Below are 17,464 nucleotides of genomic sequence, written 5' to 3'. Positions count from 1 at the left end.
CTGCACGGATGGCGCTCATCTCAGCGAACCCGCTGGGCAGTTCCTGTGTAGTAGCTGTTAGAGTTCAGCTCGACATGGCCGACATGGAACCCCCCGATCGCAAGCCCCAGCCGGACGGTTCGGACATGGGCTGGCGCGCGCTGGGATATCTGCTGTCCGGGCTCATCTTCTGGGGTGGTCTCGGATACCTGGTCGACCTTTGGCTCGAACTGCCCAAAGTCGGGCTCCTGGTAGGGATGCTTGTCGGTGCTGCAGCAGGAATCTACCTGCTGATCAAGCAGATGTCGCCGTAACTTGACCGACACTGACTGAGAGGCGTGACTCGCGTGACCGACTCAGCCACCGTGCTGGCCGAAGGGGACTCCCACTTTCCGCCCGGCCTTCACAACTTTGACTTCCGTGACTGGTTCACCGGGCTCAGCGACACCGCCCTCGCTCACATGTTCACCACCATCACCTTCGCGGTGTGGGCCTCTGTAGCGGTCTTGATCGTCTTCTTCCTGTGGGCGTACCGCAAGCCCCAGATCGTGCCGACCAAGAAGCAGTGGATCGCCGAATCCGCCTATGGCTTCATCCGGAACACCGTCGCCATCGACCAGATGGGCAAGAAGGAAGGCGTGCGATTCGCGCCCTACCTCGCGACGCTCTTCCTCTTCATCCTCGTCATGAACTTCTGGGCCATCGTGCCCGGCATCCAGATCTCCCCGAACTCGCACATCGCGTTCCCGCTGATGCTCGGCGTGCTCTCCTGGGCGATCTACATGTTCGTCGGCTTCAAGAAGCACGGCTTCATCGGCTTCCTCAAGATGACCTGCGTGCCCCCGGGGGCCCCCTGGTTCATCTACCCGCTGCTGATCCCGATCGAGTTCCTGCAGAACATCATCCTGCGACCGGTCACTCTGGCACTGCGGCTCTTCGCGAACATGTTCGCCGGCCACCTGATCCTGCTGGTGTTCATCCTCGGCGGCTTCGAGATGCTCAACGCGAGCAACATCTTCGTGCAGGGCCTGTCGGTCTTCTCGTTCGCCATGGGCATCGCGATGACCTTCTTCGAGCTCATCGTCATCCTGCTGCAGGCCTACGTGTTCACCCTGCTGACGGGCATGTACATCCAGGGATCCCTCGCGGACGAGCACTAGACGCTCCCCGAGCTTCCATCCCTCAACCACACAGATTTCGCAATTGAAGAACAACGTGCGCGTGACGGACACGCCACGCTGACACCTAGGAGAAAAACGCCATGGAAGGCAGCCTCAACGTCGTCGGTTACGGCCTCGCTGCGATCGGCCCCGGTATCGGTGTCGCCCTGATCTTCGCCGCGTGGATCACCGCCACCGCTCGTCAGCCCGAGTCGGCCGGTATCACCCGCCCGATGCTGTTCATGGGCTTCGCCCTCGTCGAGGTTCTGGCCCTGTTCGGCCTGGTCCTCGCGTTCATCAACTCCTAACCACCACCTTACGGAGCGAACATGATTCACGCCGCCGAAGGGGGCACGGCGATTCTCTTCCCGATCTGGCAAGAGATTCTCGTCGGCGCCATCGCCTTCGGTCTGCTGTGCTTCGTGCTCATGAAGTTCGTCTTCCCCATGATGGAGAAGACCTTCGAGGCACGAGTGGACGCGATCGAAGGCGGCATCGAGCGGGCTGAGCGGGCTCAAGAAGAGGCCAACCGGACCCTCGAGGAATACCGCCGCAAGCTCGCCACCGCGCAGGAAGAGGCCGCCGCGATCCGCGACGAGGCTCGTAAAGACGCTGTGGCGGCCAAGGAGGAGATCCTGGTCTCCGCCCGCGAAGAGGCCAACCGCGTCATCGCGGCCGGCCACGCGCAGATCGAGGCCTCTCGCCAGCAGCTCGTCCGCGAGCTGCGCAGCGAGGTCGGCAACCTGGCCGTCGACCTGGCCGGGAAGATCATCGGCCAGCGTCTCGCCGGCGACGCCGACACGACGGCGACTGTGGACCAGTTCCTGTCCCAGATCGCCGACGACACGGCCGAGACGAGCGGAGCGCGCTGATGTCGACGACTGGACGCGAAAGCATCGAGGCCGGCCGGGCCGTGCTGGAGGCAGCCGCCTCCGGCGCCTCGGCCGAGCAGCTCACCGAGTGCGGCGATCAGCTGCTGGGAGTGACGAGGTTCCTCGTCGACCAGCCTCGGCTGCGTCGCGCCCTGTCCGACCCCGCCCGCACGGCGGACGACCGGGAGGGCCTGATCCGCGGGCTCATCGCGGGCCAAGTGGGCGAGACCGCCGCTGACGTGGTGGCCGCGCTCGTGCGCGGCCGCTGGGGCACCCCGTCCGAACTGGCCGACGGCACCGAGCAGCTCGCCGTCAGCGCGCTGCTGCTCGCCGCGGCCAAGGACGGGAGCCTCGCCAACGTCGAGGACGAGCTGTTCCGCTTCGGGCGGCTCGTCGACGGCGACGCCGAACTCGGCGCGGCGCTCGGCGCCACCGGCACCGACCCGAAGGGCCGGGCCTCGCTGATCGAGAACCTGCTCGACGGCAAGGCCGAGCCGGTGACCGTGAAGCTCGCGACCGCCGCCGCCTACGGCATCGGCGGTCGCAGCTTCCACGCCTCGCTGGCCCACCTGGTCGAGGCCGCCGCGGCGGCCCGCGACGAGGCCGTGGCCTACGTGACCGTGGCGAAGCCGCTCGACGAGGCCGGAGAGCGGCAGCTCGCCGCCAAGCTCAGCCTGGTCTACGGGCGCCACGTGGCGCTCAAGGTCACCGTCGACCCCGCGATCGTCGGGGGCATCCGAGTGCAAGTCGGCTCGGAGCTGTGGGACGGCACCGTCTCACGCCGCCTCGACGAAGCCCGCCAAGCCTTGGCCGGACGCTGATCCAGCCGGTAATTACAGAAAGGGAAACGTTCAGATGGCTGAATTGACCATCTCCTCTGACGAGATCCGTAGCGCGCTCGACGCCTACGTCTCGTCGTACCGGCCGGAGATCACCCGCGAAGAGGTCGGTACCGTCACCTCCGCCGGCGACGGCATCGCCGTCGTCGAGGGCCTGCCCTCCGTCATGGCCAACGAGCTCCTGGAGTTCGAGGGCGGCGTGATGGGCCTGGCCCTGAACCTCGACGTCCGCGAGATCGGCGCCGTCCTCCTGGGCGACCCGACCAAGGTCGGCGAGGGCCAGTCCGTCAAGCGCACCGGCAAGGTGCTCTCGGTCCCGGTCGGCGACAAGTTCCTGGGCCGCGTCGTCGACGCCCTGGGCAACCCCATCGACGACCTGGGGCCGATCGAGGCCGAGGGCGAGCGCGAGCTCGAGGCCCAGGCCCCCAACGTCATCAACCGCCAGTCGGTGTTCGAGCCGGTCGAGACCGGTATCAAGGCCATCGACTCGATGACCCCCATCGGCCGCGGCCAGCGCCAGCTGATCATCGGCGACCGCAAGACCGGCAAGACGCAGGTCGCGATCGACACGATCATCAACCAGCGCGCGAACTGGGAGTCCGGCGACCCGAACAAGCAGCTCCGCTGCATCTACGTCGCGGTCGGCCAGAAGGGCTCCACCGTCGCCGGCATCAAGGGCATGCTCGAAGAGCACGGCGCGATGGAGTACACCACCATCGTGGCGGCCAACGCCGACGAGCCCGCGGGCCTGAAGTACCTGGCGCCCTACACCGGTTCGGCCATCGGCCAGCACTGGATGTACGGCGGCAAGCACGTCCTCATCGTCTTCGACGACCTGTCGAAGCAGGCCGAGGCGTACCGCACCGTGTCGCTGCTGCTGCGTCGTCCCCCGGGCCGCGAGGCCTTCCCCGGTGACGTCTTCTACCTGCACTCCCGTCTCCTCGAGCGCTGCGCGAAGCTCTCGGACGAGCTGGGCGGCGGTTCGATGACCGGTCTGCCGATCATCGAGACCAAGGCCGGCGACATCTCGCAGTTCATCCCGACCAACGTCATCTCGATCACCGACGGCCAGGTCTTCCTCGAAGAGGGCCTGTTCAACTCGGGTGTGCGTCCGGCGATCAACGTCGGTACGTCCGTCTCCCGTGTCGGTGGCGCCGCGCAGACCAAGGGCATGCGCTCGGTCGCCGGTTCGCTGCGTCTGGACCTGGCCCAGTACCGCGACCTGGAGGCCTTCGCGGCCTTCGCGTCCGACCTGGACGCCGCGTCGCGGGCCCAGCTCGACCGCGGTCTGCGCCTGGTCGAGCTCCTCAAGCAGGGTGTGGCCGAGCCGTTCCCGATGGGCGAGGAGACGATCTCGATCTGGGCGGGCACCTCGGGTGCGCTCGACGACATCCCCGTCGGCGAGATCCGCCGCTTCGAGGTCGAGTTCCTCACCTACATGCGCGCCAACCACAAGGACGTCGTCGCGCAGCTCACCGTCGGCAAGGACAAGGTCACCGGCGAGATCGAGGACACCCTCAAGCGCGCGATCGCCAAGTTCAAGCAGATGTTCAAGGCCACCGCCGACGACCTTCACGTGACCGACGCCGCCGAGGACGCCCTTGAGGGCGACGTCGACGTCGAGACCGTCAAGCGCGTCAAGAAGGGTTAGCCATGTCAGCGCAGCTTCGTACTTTGCGCAAGCGGCTGAAGTCGACCCAGTCCATCAAGAAGATCACCAAGGCGCAGGAGCTGGTCGCGACCAGCCGCATCGCCAAGGCGCAGGACCGGGTGGCGGCTTCGCTGCCGTACGCCCGGGCCATGACCGGCGTGATGACCTCGCTCGCGAGCAACGCGTCGATCAACCACCCGCTGCTGCAACCGCGGCCGCAGGTGCGCCGGGCGGGCGTCCTGGTGGTCACGGCCGACAAGGGGATGTGCGGCGCGTACAACGCGAACGTCATCCGCACGGCCGAGCAGCTGGTCTCCCGGCTCGCCGAGGAGGGCAAGCGGCCGGTCCTGTACGTCGCCGGCCGCAAGGGCGTCGACTACTACCGGTTCCGCTCCCGGGCGATCGCCCACTCGTGGACCGGGTTCTCCCAGCTGCCGAAGGTCTCGGACGCGCAGGAGATCACCCGGACGCTGCTCGCGGCGTTCATGTCCGGCGCCGACGACGTTGGTGACGACGCCGGAGCGGACGGTATCCTTGGAGTCGACGAACTGCACATCGTCCACACCAAGTTCGTCTCGCTGCTGACGCAGACCCCTGAACCGCGGCAATTGGCTCCCCTCGAGGTCGAAGAGGTGGAGGAGTCCGAGCTCGAAGAGCACGTGCTCCTTCCGGACTACGAGTTCGAGCCGAACCCGGAGGCGCTGCTCGACGCGCTGCTGCCGAAGTACTTGACGACTCGCATCTACGCGGCATTGATCGACGCCGCCGCGAGCGAGTTGGCGTCGAAGCGTCGGGCCATGAAGGCGGCTTCCGACAATGCCGATGAATTGATCAAGACCCTGCGGCGGAGCGCGAACGCGGCGCGGCAGGCGGCGATCACGCAGGAGATCAGCGAAATCGTGGGCGGGGCCTCGGCCCTTTCCGCCGCAGGAAGAGAGTAACGATGACTGACACTCAAGGAGTGGGGCGCGTCGTACGGGTCATCGGGCCGGTCGTCGACGTCGAGTTCCCTCGCAACGCCATCCCGGCGATCTTCAATGCACTGCATGTGGACATCGAGTACGGGGACCAGAAGAAGACCGTGACCCTGGAGGTGGCCCAGCACCTGGGTGACAACCAGGTCCGCGGCATCTGCATGGCCCCGACCGACGGCATGGTCCGCGGGTCCGAGGTGCGCGACACCGGTGCGCAGATCAAGGTCCCGGTCGGCGACGGCATCAAGGGCAAGGTGTTCAACGTCCTCGGTGAGTGCCTGAACCTCGAAGAGGGCCAGGAGCTCGAAGCCGACGACTACTGGGAGATCCACCGCCACGCCCCGGCGTTCGCGCAGCTGGAGCCGAAGACCGAGATGCTGGAGACCGGCATCAAGGCCATCGACCTGCTCGCGCCGTACGTCAAGGGCGGCAAGATCGGCCTGTTCGGCGGCGCCGGCGTGGGCAAGACGGTGCTCATCCAGGAGATGATCATCCGCGTCGCCCAGAACTTCGGCGGTTCGTCGGTGTTCGCCGGTGTCGGCGAGCGCACCCGTGAGGGCAACGACCTCATCGCCGAAATGGCCGAGGCCGGCGTCCTCCCGAAGACCTCGCTGGTCTACGGCCAGATGGACGAGCCGCCGGGGGTGCGCCTCCGCGTCGCCCTGTCGGCCCTGACGATGGCCGAGTACTTCCGCGACGTCAAGAACCAGGAGGTGCTGCTCTTCATCGACAACATCTTCCGGTTCACGCAGGCCGGTTCGGAGACTTCCGCGCTGCTGGGCCGCATGCCCTCGGCCGTGGGTTACCAGCCGACCCTGGCGGACGAGATGGGTGAGCTCCAGGAGCGCATCACCTCGCTGCGCGGCAAGGCCATCACCTCGATGCAGGCCGTGTACGTCCCCGCGGACGACTACACCGACCCGGCGCCGTTCACCGCGTTCACCCACCTGGACGCGACGACGAACCTCGAGCGGAAGATCTCCGACAAGGGCATCTACCCGGCGATCGACCCGCTCGCCTCGAACTCCCGCATTCTGGAGCCCGAGGTCGTCGGTGCGGAGCACTACGCGGTGGCGTCGACGGTGAAGCAGATCCTGCAGAAGTACAACGAGCTGCAGGACATCATCGCCATCCTCGGCATGGACGAGCTCTCGGAAGAGGACAAGCTCGTCGTGGGCCGCGCGCGCCGCATCGAGCGCTTCCTGTCGCAGAACACGTTCGCGGCGAAGCAGTTCACCGGCGTCGAGGGCTCGTTCGTCCCCGTCAAGGAGACCGTCGAGGCCTTCAAGAAGATCGCTGAGGGCGAGTACGACCACTTCCCCGAGCAGGCGTTCTTCATGTGCGGTGGCCTCGACGACCTGCACAAGAACGAAGAGGAGCTGCGCAAGAAGGGCTAACCTCTTGCGACGCTTATCGAAAGCGGCCCCGGAACCTCGGTTCCGGGGCCGCTTTCTCACCGGCGGATCGCCAAATACGCCGGGTTTCCGAAAGCCGCTGCTGCGGTGGTCTAGATGCCGCGGCCGCGGCGGTGGAGGGCGGCCATCACTGCGGGGACGCCGACGATGCCCGCCGCTGCCGCGGCGGCGACGGCGGCGCGGGGCTCGCCGGGGTTGGCCTTGGTGGCCCGCATGGCCCAGCGCAGGGCCTCTTTGCGGTCGCCGGTGGCGGCGTGCCAGCAGGCGATCTGGCCGTAGACGCGGGCGGCGCCCTCGGGGCTGCCGTGGATCTCGGGGTGGCGGTCGAGTATCCACCGCAGCGAGGAGATCTTGGTGTCCCAGCGGGTCTCGAAGTGCGAGCCGGCCCAGTTGACGAGGGCGTACGGGACGTCGACGTGCGCGATGGGGCGGCGCCGGGACGCCCGCAGGAGCATGTCCCAGTCCTCGTTCTGGCTGCCGGGCGCGTCCTCGGCGACGAGGCCGAGTCCGCCCAGGAGCGCGGAGCGGCGGAACAGGAACGTGGACGAGTGCAGCATCATCATGCGCGAGCGGAGCAGGTCGACGTGGCGCACCATGGTCTTCTGCGCGAGCCGGGAGTTGCGGCGGCCGCGGTAGTCGACCTCGATCGCGGTGGTGCACAGCTCGGCCTCGGTGCCGAGCGCGGTCACTTGGGCGGCGAGCTTGCCGGGGAGCCATTCGTCGTCGTCGTCGAGGAACGCCACGAGATCGGTGTCCAGCGCGGTGATCCCGGTGTTGCGGGCGCCGGCGAGGCCGGGCGTGCGGTCGTTCTTGACCACGCGCACGGGCCGCTTGCCGTCCGCCGCGAGGTCTTCGTCCACTTTGGCGCGGTCGAAGACGACGATCACTTCGAGCGCGCCGGGGTAGAACTGGGTCAGCACCGAGCGCAGCGCCGCGCGCACCTGCTGCGGGCGGTTGTGCGTGGGGATCACGATGCCCACCGACGGCCAGTCAGTCACGGGCGGTCACCTCTTCCAGAACGGGTTCGTCCACAGGGGTCTCCTCTTCGTCGAGGTAGCCGTAGCGGCCCAGGAGGGGCCGGGTGAGGGTGGAGACCATGCGCCGGGTGCTCTCGGGCAGGTCCGCGGTCCAGGCCTCGTCGGGGTAGATCGGGATGCGGCCCACGGTGAACCGCATCGGGTTGCCGGCCGCCGAGTGGCTGGGGCCGAGGTCGGCCCAGCCGTCCCCGATGAAGTTGTAGTCCGATTCGGTCAGGTCCAAACCGCAGAACCGGCCCAGGGACGCGATCACTTTGCGCGGGCGCTGGATGATCCGCTCGTACCGGACCCGGCGCACCGGCACGCCGCGGCGGGCCAGGAGGCTGAACGCGGCGTTCTGCGCGTTCCACAGCATCGCGGCCTTCGCGGGGGAGTAGCGGGTCATCTGGTCGCCCGTGGGCGACTCGGGGCGGGCGACCTTCTTGGTCCACGAGTAGGCGACGCCCCGCGAGTCGCGCACGACGTGCAGCACCCGCAGGTCGATCTTGGGGGACCAGCGCAGGCAGTACGCGAGCGAGGCGTGCTTGGAGGAGTCGACGACGACCTGCGCGCGCGTGTCCTTCGCGGCGGCGGTGTAGATCTTCTCGAAGTACTCGGCGTACTCGGTGACGAGCTGGTGCTGCGCGGGCGCGAGGCGCTTGGCCGCGAGCGCGGGGATGTGCCGGGTGCGGTCCACTGTGGCCTTGAGAGCGTTGAGCCGCTCGACGTCGACGCGCTCCCAGGACCCGAAGGCCCGCTCGCCGATCCGCTGCCAGAACTCGCAGTGGGAGAAGGTGGCCCCGCAGGCGCACATCTCGTTGCCGACGAGGTCCCGTTCCCACAGGTGGGTGATCTCGCCGAGGGGGACGACGCCGGGGAGCTGACCGAGCAGGCGTTCGAGGAGCGTCGTGCCGCTGCGACCGAGACCTCCGATGAAGACCACTTTGACGCGGTTCTCGGACCGCTCGGCCGTGTCGGCGATCTTCACGCTCACTGATCCCTCGCTCACCCTGGTGCTTCGCTGCTTCCGGGGCCGCGATCCGAGCCGGGCTCGAAACCTGCGGACGCCCCTTGATGATTCGTATAACGACGGGGGGTGGGGTGGGGGACACGCCCTGTCGCCAAAATTCCCGGAAAATCGCACGCGGACCTCTAACGTCTGATCGCATGGAGCGTTTGGGCCCTTCCCGCGCGGACCGCGGCAGCGGCGCGACACCTCGGCTGAGCTCAGGGCCCGCGAAGCGGGTGTCCTTGGGCGGCATCGCCATCGACCCGGTCACCGAAGCGGGGGCCGTCGCACGCGTGCTCGACGCGCTCGAGGCCGGGCGTGGCGGCCAGATCGTGACCCCGAACGTGGACATCGTCGCCGCGGCTCGCCGCAGCCGCGAGCTGCGCGCCATCATCGCCGCCTCGGACCTCGTCGTCGCCGACGGCGCGCCCCTCGTGTGGGCCTCCAAAGTGGCCGGAACGCCGCTGCCCGCCCGTGTGGCCGGCTCGGACCTCGTCTGGTCGCTCTCAGCGGCCGCCGCGACCCGCGGCCTGCGCGTGGCCCTCCTGGGCGGCACGCCGGACGCCGCCGCGCGGCCCACCGAGCGCGCCGCCGACCTCCTCGAAGCCCGGTACCCGGGCCTCAAAGTGGTCGGCGCGTGGTGCCCGCCCATGGGCTTCGACAAGGACGAGTCGCAGTGGCGAGCGCTCGTCGAACGCGTCGAGAGCGCCGCCCCCGACCTCGTCTACGTCGGCCTCGGCTTCCCCAAGCAGGAGCATGTGACGGTGCGCCTGCGCTCGGCCGCGCCCGCCGCGTGGTTCCTCGGGTGCGGCGCGAGCATCGACTTCATCGCCGGATACCGCCGGCGCGCCCCGAAATGGATGCAGCGCACCGGCACCGAATGGGTCTTCCGGATGCTCTCCGAGCCGCGCCGCCTCGTCCGCCGCTACCTCAAGGACGACGTTCCCGAAGCCGTGCGCCTCCTCGCGGAGGCCTACCGGGAACGTCGCCGCAACGCCGGCTAAGCGCCGTCGGGCGATGTAGACCACGTCACTGGCCTGCTTCGACAGCGGGGACGCCAGCGCGGCGTCCGCGGCCCTGGCGGCCCAGCCCCACGGCGCCCGGTAGCAGCCCTGCGTGAACAGCGTGAAGCCCTGCATGCCGACCAGCTCGAAGCCGTGGCGATCGAACAGGTCCCGCATCTCCTGGTGCGAGAGCTCCTGGAACCACGTGCTCGCGTCCAAGCGCCCGAAGGTCTTGCGCAGGTGCCGCAGCGACGAGGCGTTGCCGTGGTTCTCCACGAGCAGCAGCCCCGCCTCCGCGTCCGGCAGCGCGGCCGAGGCGAAGTCCATCAGCTGGTCGCGCAGGTGCAGGTCCACGTTGAGCACGAACCGGAACGCCGTCACCAGCGCCGGGCGGCTCGGGTCGACCTCGGGCGCGGCCAGGCCCGGGCGCACCAGGTGCGCGTACCCGGGCGTGCCCAGCTCGCGGCCCTTCTGCAGCATGGCCTCGGAGGTGTCGTAGCCGTGCGAGACCGCGACCAGCCCCGCGAGCATCCGCGAGACGCGGCCGGTGCCGCACGCGAAGTCGTGGTGGGTCGGCCGGGTCGCGAACGCGTTCGGCACGAAGCCGCGCAGCCATCCGGCCTGGCGGGTGGAGACGATCGACGAGAACGTGCCCGGGGCGTAGGTGCGCTCGGCGTACTTCTCTACCGCGTTCGGGTCCTGGAACACCTCGGTGTAGTTGCTGGCCACGAATTCCCTTTCAAGGTCAGATCCGGTTCCGGTAGCGCAGCAGCGCCACCGCCCACGCGAGGCCCGCGGCCGCGAGCGCGGCCGCCGTCAGAAATGGGCCGAGTGGCGAGACAACCAGCGGCAGGACCCCGAATCCGAGAGCGGCCGCGAACAGCGCCCGCCTCGTCAACGCCCCGAACGGGTGCAAGCCGAACGTGCGCCACAGTTGCGCGAGTGGAACCAAATTATTGACCAGAACGGCCGCCGACCACGCGATCGCCGCGCCGACGACCCCCATCGAAGGGATCAACGCGAGGTTCAACCCCACGTTGACGGCGAGTGAAATCGAGACGTCGACCAGCTGCCACGAGGTCTTGCCGGCCATCGCCAGCATCGAGTCGACCACGCCGCACGCCGAGCTCACCATCATGGCGGGCACCAGGATCCACACCACGAGCCGCGCGTCGCCGCCGACGTACTCCCCGCCGAACAGCCGCAGGTACCAGTCCGCGAGCAGCCCCACGCCCAGGTACACCGGCCAGGTGAGCGCCACGATCCACGCCGTCGACGCTTGATACAGCGACCGCGCCGCCGCGGGCTTCCCGGCCGCCATCGCCGCGGCCGCGCGCGGCTGCACCGACTGCCCGACCGCGCCCGAGGCCATCTGCCCCACGATCACGAACCGGGTCGCGACCGTGTACACCGCCGCCGGGCCGAGCCCCGCGAGCGCCGCGACCATGATGATGTCGAGCCGCTGCAGCCCCAGCTGCGCCACGCCCGCCGCCGCGCGCGGCGCCGTGAACCCCCAGAACGCCCGGGCCGAGACCCGGTCCGGGAACCCCTGGTCCGGGCGCGACCGGCGGTGCCGCCGCAGCAGGTACCAGCCCGCCGCGACCGCCGCCGGCAGGTACGGCAGCACCCACGCGAACGTGATCGTCAGCGGCGACGCCGTGCCCGCCAAGGCGATCGCGCCCAATCCGACCAGCTGCGCGACGGTGCGCCCCAGCTTGTCGATGAGCACCGACGGCCCCATGAGGCGGTACCCGCGCGTCGCCGCGAGCAGCGCCTCCATCGCCACCGACGCCGGCAGGAACACCGCAATGAGCCGCACCAGGTCCGGGCTCGCGAACATCGGCGCGGCCAGCAGCAGCCCGAACGCCGTCGCCATCGACACGATCGCCGCGGGCCACAGCCCCAGCTTGAGCACCGACCCGACCGCGCCGTCCCGCCCGTTCTGGTGCAGCCGCGCCACCCAGTACACGAGCCCCGTCGGCGTGCCCAGCCGCGCGATCGCGCCCGCCAGCAGGAACACCGAAGTCGCCGCGAAGAACGCGCCCGCCTCGGCGGGGGAGAGCGCCACGGCCGCGAGCCACGTGACCGCCAGGCCGCCGAGCCCGGACACCGCCGCGCCGACGAGGTTGACGAGCCCGCCGCGGGCGGTGCCGCGCAGCTCCTCGCGGCCCGCCTCCTCGGCGGCCGCGGTCCCCGCAGCGGACGTCAGCGACGCCAACTCGGCACGCCCCCAAGCCAATCGGCGAGCCGCTCGTCATAGGGCCCGTAGTGCTCGGTCAACTGCTCGCGCAGGGTCGCGGACATCGGCGAAGGACGCCCGCGCGCGTTGTGCCGCGCGAACGCGAACTCCCCGAGCCACGGCAGCCCCAGGAACCGCAGCACGCGCTCGAACGCGTCCTCCGGCCGGGAGAAGAACTCGCCCGAGTCGAGCACCAGCACCCGGTCCCGGCCCACCTGCTCCGCAAGCGGCTCGAGGAAGTCCGTGTACTGCCCCCGCGCCGTGTACGCGTGGTGCTGGTGGTCGAAGTCGTACAGCGACGGATCGGCCCGCAGCGCCGCCTCCTTGCCCTCGAGCCGCCCCGCCTCCGCGGCGACGGCCTCCTCGAAGTCCGCTATCGGCTCGAACCCGCGCGCCACCTCGTGCGCGTGGTGCGACCACGCCCGCTCGACCGGGTCGCGCACCAGCACGATCACCTTGACCCCCGGCAGGTCCCGCGCGAAGCGCTCCGCCGCGAGCGGGTGGTACAGGTAGTACGGGCTCGACTCGAACGCGACCGGCGCGAGCCCGGTGTGGTCGGCGATCCGCCGCGAGGCCGCCTGCGTCGGGAAGTGCCCCCGGTACCAGGCCATGCCCTTGTCGTAGCCGGTGTCGAAGTAGTGCACGCCCTTGTGGAACACCGGCTTCATGATCGCCGGGTGCTGCGCGAGCGCCCGGTACAGGGACGTGGTGCCGCAGCGCTGGCCGCCGCAGATCAGCAGGCCCGGCAGCATGCGCGATGACGCCGTCAACCGCCCGAACGTGCGCGAGGAGTGGCCGACGACGGCCTTCAACTGGCTGGGGAAGCGCTCGCGGAGCGACCTCGGGCTCATCACTGGCCTCCCGTCTCGGAAGCGGTGCGCTGGCGGGCGATGTGCCGCAGCAGGGTGGGCAGGAGCCAGCGGCCGAGGGCACCGAGCGCCGCGCCGGCCCGCTCGGCCTGGTCGCCCATGTAGCGGGCGGCGAGGTCGACGAGGTACAGCAGCGCGGTCGGTTCGGACTCTCCGGGCGCGACCCCCATGGGCGCCAGGATGGACGGGGCTTCGGCGACGAGGCCGAGGACGGCCGTGGTCGGGTCGGCCCCGCGGGTGACGATGTGATCCTGGAGCCGGTAGTGGACGGCGTCGAACCCGTACGGGACGCCGGTCTCGAACCGCTCGAGGTCCCACAGGTACACCAGGTCCTCGGTCTCGCGGGTGTTCCACGGCGACCAGTCGCCGTGCCACGCGCCGAAGGTCAGCTCAGTGCCGGCGTACCGGTCGAGCAGGGTCTCGCCCGCGGTCTGGAGCGTGTCCGCGTCGGTCTCGCCCCGCTCGGTGAGGTCCTTGAGCCGGCCGCGCAGCCGCGCCGCGTAGTCGGATTCGCCGAGCGGCGAGCGGGCGGTGCCGCACGCGTCGGCGAGTTCGCGCATGGCGGCGGTGCGGCGGGAGGGCCCGAGGTCGGACGGGGCGTCCCAGGACGGGAGCGCCGAGGTCACCATCAGGTTGTGGCCGTTCCAGTTCCCGGCGTGCAGGAGCTCGGGCACGCGCAGCAGCCGCAGGTCGCAGAACTCGCTGAGGCGCCGGGTCGCGTTCGTCTCGGCCTCGACGAGCTCGCGGGTCAGCGGGTTGACGCCGAGCTTGGCGAACGCGACGGTCTCGGCGTCCCCGTTGAGGATCTGCAGCACCGGCTTGCGGTTCGCCCGCGCCGGGCCGATGTGGACGCTCAGGTGCACCTCGTGGCCGAGCACCGTGGCGAGATGGTCGTCGATGCCCTCGGCCCCGCCGACCTTGATGCGGTGCGGCAGCAGCATCCGGTCGAGGCCGAGGCGCAGCGCCCACACGGCGGCGTCGCGCTTGAGGCGCGCGCCGCGCGCGGCGGGCCGGGCGTAGCGGTGGAGCGCGGCGGCGGCGACCTTGCGGTCGGCCGCCGGGATGAGCACGCGCGGCTTGCGGCGGCCGGGCACCACGATGTACGGGCGCGGCGCGTCGCCTTGCGCCGCACCGGGGTACAGCTGGTCGACCACCTCCGCGAGGTAGGTCGCGCGCCTGCGCAGGTCGTCGGTGGTCTTCAGGGCTCGGCTCATCGGTTCTCCGTCTCTGGGCCGTGGTGTGGAACCCCGGGCGGGCGGCCCGTGGCGAGGAGGACGTAGCTGAGCAGGGTGAACAGGAGCGGCGTCACGAGGGCGTTGTAGTAGAACATCGTGATCAGCGAGAAGCCGACGACGGCGCTCCCGGCGATGCCGACCGCGGTGTGGTCGTGCCGGAACCGCCACAGGACCGCGAGCGCGAACCCGAGGTAGGTGACGGTGCCGAGGATCCCGTGGGCGAACATGACCTGCCACAGCTGCCCGTTCCCGCCGAGGGTGCGACCGCCGCAGCGGGGGCATTCGGGGGTGGGGCCGACGGCGATCGACTCGCCCGAGCCGAGCGTCTTGCGCGTCGATCCGAAGCCGATCACGGGGGAGTGCTCGACGACGAGCTCCGTGGCGCGTTCCGAGGAGAACGCCCGGCCGTCGTCGGAGTGCCCGTTGTCGAGCCGGGTCTGCACCACCGTCCCCAATGGCGTCAGGACCACGAGCAGCACTGCGGCGCACCCGGCTCCGGCGAGGGCGAGCATGCCGCCAGGTCTGCCGGAGACGAGCAGCCGCAGCGCCGCGAAGACCGCGATGGCGGCGAGCCCGAGCCACAGGCCGCGGTTCATCGAGTACACGGCGGGCACGAGCGAGGCGACCAGCAGTATGACGGCGGCGATGCGCCACTTCGTCTTCACCGGCGTGCAGAACGCGGCGATCGCGAACCAGACGGCGGTGATCGCGAAGTTGTTGCCCCACGTGTTCGTGTATCCCCAGGGCGCGGCCGGGCGCGGCGTCTCGTAGCCGAGGAAGTCCATGGTCTGCGCGGCGGCCGGGTGCACGAGGGACTGCACGAAGCCGTCCTTCGCGACGGCCTTCGGCAGCAGCGCCTCCACCGGCGACGTGTACTCGAACGACCCGAAGAACGTGCCGAGGAACCCGCCCGCGACGGTGACTACGAAGAGCCCTCCCAGCAGCCGGATCAGCCGCTCCCGCCGGAGCTTCCCCTCGACCACGAGGTTGTACGCCCACAAGGCGATGAGGGTGCAGCAGCAGTAGAAGCCGAACCTGAACGTCGCCCCCGGCAGGCTCGAGAACCACGTCTCGGGCACGGTCCCGGGCGGGTCGACGCCGAGGTTCGCGAGGCTCAGCGTGACCGCGAGGAGGAACAGCAGCCACCACCCGAACGCGGGCGGCACGGCGATAGACCGGCGCCGCACCAGCTTCACGGCCGCGACGGCCGCCACGAACGGGATCACGAGGACGCCCATGCCGAGCGCCCACCACAGCGGGAAGCCCGCGAGCAGCCAGGTGAGCGAGGCGCCCTCCCGGGCTTTCCGGGCCTGCAGGTCGAGCCGGCCGCGCCCGGCGGAGCGGGCGGCCGCGAGGAGCGTCATCGCGGCTCGGCCGCTGAGCGGACCGCGGGGATGACCTGCGTGGTCTCCAAGTCCTCGACCGGCTCGAGCGAGTCCGTGGGCGTCTCGTCCTCGGACACCGCCGGCGCGAGCGGCGCCTCGCGGCGCGCGCCCGGCAGCGGCACGGTGTTCATCGGGCCGAGCACGCTCGGGAGCAGGACCGCGCCGAGCAGCGGCGTGTCGATCTGCCGCATGGCCAGCGCGGCCGCGGCGGTCTCGCCGATCGAGTCGCGGCCGGACTGGACGGCGAGGATCACCGCGTCGGCGTGCCCGGCGAGCAGCTGCGCGTCGGCGCTGCACGACAGCGGCGGGGCGTCGACGACCACGAACCGCCCGGCTTCGGCGAGCTTCGAGAACGTCTCGGCGGCGGCCTCGCTGGTCGGCCCGGTGGCCCGGGCGGCGGCGCCGGGCCCGATCACGTTGAGGCTGGGCTGGCGCGGCGCGGCCTGCGTGGCCACGGCGAGGTCGACCCGGCCGGACCAGACGTCGGCGAGGCCCGGCACGGAGTCCGTGCCGAACAGCTCCGGCAGGCCCACGGTGGTGCTCGGGTTGGCGGCGACGGCGGTGGCGCGGTCGCCCGCGCGCGCCATCGCGGTGGCGAGGTTCGCGGCGACGACGCTCGCGGCGGGTCCGGGGGCCACGCCCGCGACGACGATGACGCGCTGGTCGTGCGTCAACTGCGAGGAGACGACATTCCTGAGCTGGGAGAAGACCCGGCCGCCGGGGCTGTAGGCGCCGAAGACCTCGCGGCGCTGGAACTTCACGGCCGGGGGCACGGACGCGAGCACGTCGAGTTCGCACCGTTCGACCAGGTCGGTCGGGTAGGCGACCTTGCGGGCCAGGCGGTGCCGGGCCCACGCGAGGATGAGGCCGAGCGGCAGGCCGATGCCGAGTGCGGCGGCGAGGTTGAACATCGCGTTGGGGCTCACGGGCTTGCCGGGTGCGGAGGCCTGGTTGATGACGCGGCCGGGCGAGATCGCGCCCTGCTGGGCCTCGATCCCGGCGATCTCGGCCTCGATCTCGTCGGCCTGCTGCTGGAGCCCGTCGAGCTCGGCTTCGAGCCGGGACCGGCCGTTCTCGCCCGAGTCCATCCCGGACAGTTCGTCTTCGGCGGCCGCGATGTCGGCCTTGACCGCGTCGAGCTCCACGGTGCCGGCGGCGATGGCGCCCTCGAGCGAGGCGGTGGCCCCGGCGCGGCGGTGCTCGAGGTACGCCTCGCTGAACGCGACGGCCCCGGCCTTGGCGGCCTCGGCGTCGCCGGCGCGGAAGGCGATCTCGAGCACGGCGGTGTTGGGCGGCACGGTGACCGACACGCGCGAGACGAGGTCGTCGGGATCAGCCGAGCCGAGCGCTTCGGCGGCGGCCACGGCGACTTCGGTGGATTTGACGAGCTGGGCCTCCGTGTCGAGGTTGACCTGCCCAGCGGTGCGGGCGCCCGCCACTTCGGTGTCGCTCGCGGTGGGCAGCACCAGGATCGAGGACGTGGACTCGTAGACCTCCTCGCTCAGCGAGGTGAAGGCGAACCCGGCGGTCAGCGCCGCGGCCACCGTTCCGATGATGAGCCACCAGGAGCGGCGGACGATGACGCCGTAATCGGCGAGCGTGCGGGCGGCAGGGGTCCTCAACGCGAAGGCCTTTCTCGTTCACGGGATCTCGATTGAGTAACGAGCGACGCGACCGCGAGGTGACGGCCGGGCGGGTTTGAGGCGCGCCACCCGCGGGACAAGGGTTGTGTTTGCGAGAGCAGACTAGTAAAAACCATTATGTTCGCTAATATGGTGAATCGCAGCATTTGAGCACAGGTCACATTGGACGGAAGA

17 protein-coding genes are annotated in these 17,464 nt (G+C 70.2%); 10 read left to right on the top strand and 7 right to left on the bottom strand.

The features are described from left to right. Positions 1–74: 74 nt before the first annotated feature. The 8 genes from J5V16_RS06760 (at position 75) to atpD (ending at position 6,872) form a co-directional block, all read left to right on the top strand. A complete protein-coding gene (locus J5V16_RS06760; protein ID WP_208495320.1) occupies positions 75–293 on the top strand; it encodes an AtpZ/AtpI family protein in 219 nt (72 codons plus the stop codon). A gap of 33 nt (positions 294–326) precedes the next feature. Then, the gene (gene atpB, locus J5V16_RS06755) at positions 327–1,139 is read left to right on the top strand and encodes a F0F1 ATP synthase subunit A (protein ID WP_208495319.1); all 813 of its coding nucleotides are present in this window, start codon (positions 327–329) and stop codon (positions 1,137–1,139) included. Between the two features lie 101 nt (positions 1,140–1,240). Then, complete coding sequence (locus J5V16_RS06750; protein ID WP_208495318.1) at positions 1,241–1,447, top strand: ATP synthase subunit c family protein; 207 nt, start codon at positions 1,241–1,243, stop codon at positions 1,445–1,447. A 21-nt stretch (positions 1,448–1,468) separates the two neighbouring features. Continuing rightward, positions 1,469–2,011, top strand: coding sequence for a F0F1 ATP synthase subunit B (locus J5V16_RS06745; protein WP_208495317.1), 543 nt, complete (start codon positions 1,469–1,471; stop codon positions 2,009–2,011). Further along, positions 2,008–2,832, top strand: coding sequence for a F0F1 ATP synthase subunit delta (locus J5V16_RS06740; protein ID WP_408612390.1), 825 nt, complete (start codon positions 2,008–2,010; stop codon positions 2,830–2,832). The genes J5V16_RS06745 and J5V16_RS06740 overlap by 4 nt, the downstream gene beginning before the upstream one ends. 34 nt (positions 2,833–2,866) lie before the next feature. Beyond that, positions 2,867–4,501, top strand: coding sequence for a F0F1 ATP synthase subunit alpha (gene atpA / locus J5V16_RS06735; RefSeq protein WP_208495315.1), 1,635 nt, complete (start codon positions 2,867–2,869; stop codon positions 4,499–4,501). A gap of 2 nt (positions 4,502–4,503) precedes the next feature. Further along, on the top strand, positions 4,504–5,442 hold the full coding sequence (locus J5V16_RS06730) for a F0F1 ATP synthase subunit gamma (RefSeq protein WP_208495314.1): 939 nt from the start codon (positions 4,504–4,506) through the stop codon (positions 5,440–5,442). A gap of 2 nt (positions 5,443–5,444) precedes the next feature. Further along, the gene (gene atpD / locus J5V16_RS06725) at positions 5,445–6,872 is read left to right on the top strand and encodes a F0F1 ATP synthase subunit beta (protein ID WP_208495313.1); all 1,428 of its coding nucleotides are present in this window, start codon (positions 5,445–5,447) and stop codon (positions 6,870–6,872) included. Positions 6,873–6,982: 110 nt separating this feature from the next. Here the strand turns inward: atpD and J5V16_RS06720 are convergent, their stop codons facing one another. After that, positions 6,983–7,888 (bottom strand): glycosyltransferase family 2 protein, encoded by a 906-nt coding sequence (locus tag J5V16_RS06720; RefSeq protein WP_208495312.1) that lies wholly within the window; start codon positions 7,886–7,888, stop codon positions 6,983–6,985. Next, positions 7,881–8,900 (bottom strand): sulfotransferase, encoded by a 1,020-nt coding sequence (locus tag J5V16_RS06715; protein WP_307792890.1) that lies wholly within the window; start codon positions 8,898–8,900, stop codon positions 7,881–7,883. Before J5V16_RS06715 ends, J5V16_RS06720 begins: the two co-directional genes overlap by 8 nt. A 251-nt stretch (positions 8,901–9,151) precedes the next feature. Between J5V16_RS06715 and J5V16_RS06710 the strand changes: the two genes are divergently transcribed. Together J5V16_RS06710 and J5V16_RS06705 are read left to right on the top strand one after the other, a co-directional pair. Beyond that, complete coding sequence (locus J5V16_RS06710) at positions 9,152–9,919, top strand: WecB/TagA/CpsF family glycosyltransferase (protein ID WP_408612389.1); 768 nt, start codon at positions 9,152–9,154, stop codon at positions 9,917–9,919. Positions 9,920–10,052: 133 nt separating this feature from the next. Further along, entirely contained in the window at positions 10,053–10,418 is a 366-nt protein-coding gene (locus J5V16_RS06705; RefSeq protein ID WP_208495310.1) for a hypothetical protein, read from the top strand. Between the two features lie 246 nt (positions 10,419–10,664). On the opposite strand, the gene J5V16_RS06700 is transcribed toward J5V16_RS06705, so the two are convergent. Genes J5V16_RS06700 through J5V16_RS06680 form a run of 5 tightly spaced genes read right to left on the bottom strand, consistent with a single transcriptional unit; the run spans position 10,665 to position 17,269 of the window. Then, on the bottom strand, positions 10,665–12,137 hold the full coding sequence (locus tag J5V16_RS06700) for an MATE family efflux transporter (protein WP_208495309.1): 1,473 nt from the start codon (positions 12,135–12,137) through the stop codon (positions 10,665–10,667). Beyond that, positions 12,125–13,009 carry a sulfotransferase family protein gene (locus tag J5V16_RS06695; protein ID WP_208495308.1) on the bottom strand — a complete coding sequence of 295 codons (885 nt, stop codon included), beginning with the start codon at positions 13,007–13,009 and terminating at the stop codon, positions 12,125–12,127. The genes J5V16_RS06700 and J5V16_RS06695 overlap by 13 nt, the downstream gene beginning before the upstream one ends. Next, entirely contained in the window at positions 13,009–14,241 is a 1,233-nt protein-coding gene (locus tag J5V16_RS06690) for a hypothetical protein (RefSeq protein ID WP_208495307.1), read from the bottom strand. The genes J5V16_RS06695 and J5V16_RS06690 overlap by 1 nt, the downstream gene beginning before the upstream one ends. Further along, the gene (locus tag J5V16_RS06685) at positions 14,238–15,626 is read right to left on the bottom strand and encodes a hypothetical protein (RefSeq protein ID WP_208495306.1); all 1,389 of its coding nucleotides are present in this window, start codon (positions 15,624–15,626) and stop codon (positions 14,238–14,240) included. Before J5V16_RS06685 ends, J5V16_RS06690 begins: the two co-directional genes overlap by 4 nt. Beyond that, the gene (locus J5V16_RS06680) at positions 15,623–17,269 is read right to left on the bottom strand and encodes a Wzz/FepE/Etk N-terminal domain-containing protein (protein WP_208495305.1); all 1,647 of its coding nucleotides are present in this window, start codon (positions 17,267–17,269) and stop codon (positions 15,623–15,625) included. The genes J5V16_RS06685 and J5V16_RS06680 overlap by 4 nt, the downstream gene beginning before the upstream one ends. Positions 17,270–17,464: the final 195 nt, after the last annotated feature.

Source organism: Glycomyces niveus, assembly GCF_017592475.1.
GTDB classification, from domain to species: Bacteria; Actinomycetota; Actinomycetes; order Mycobacteriales; family Micromonosporaceae; genus Glycomyces; species Glycomyces niveus.
This window is presented reverse-complemented; position numbering and strand designations above follow the sequence as displayed.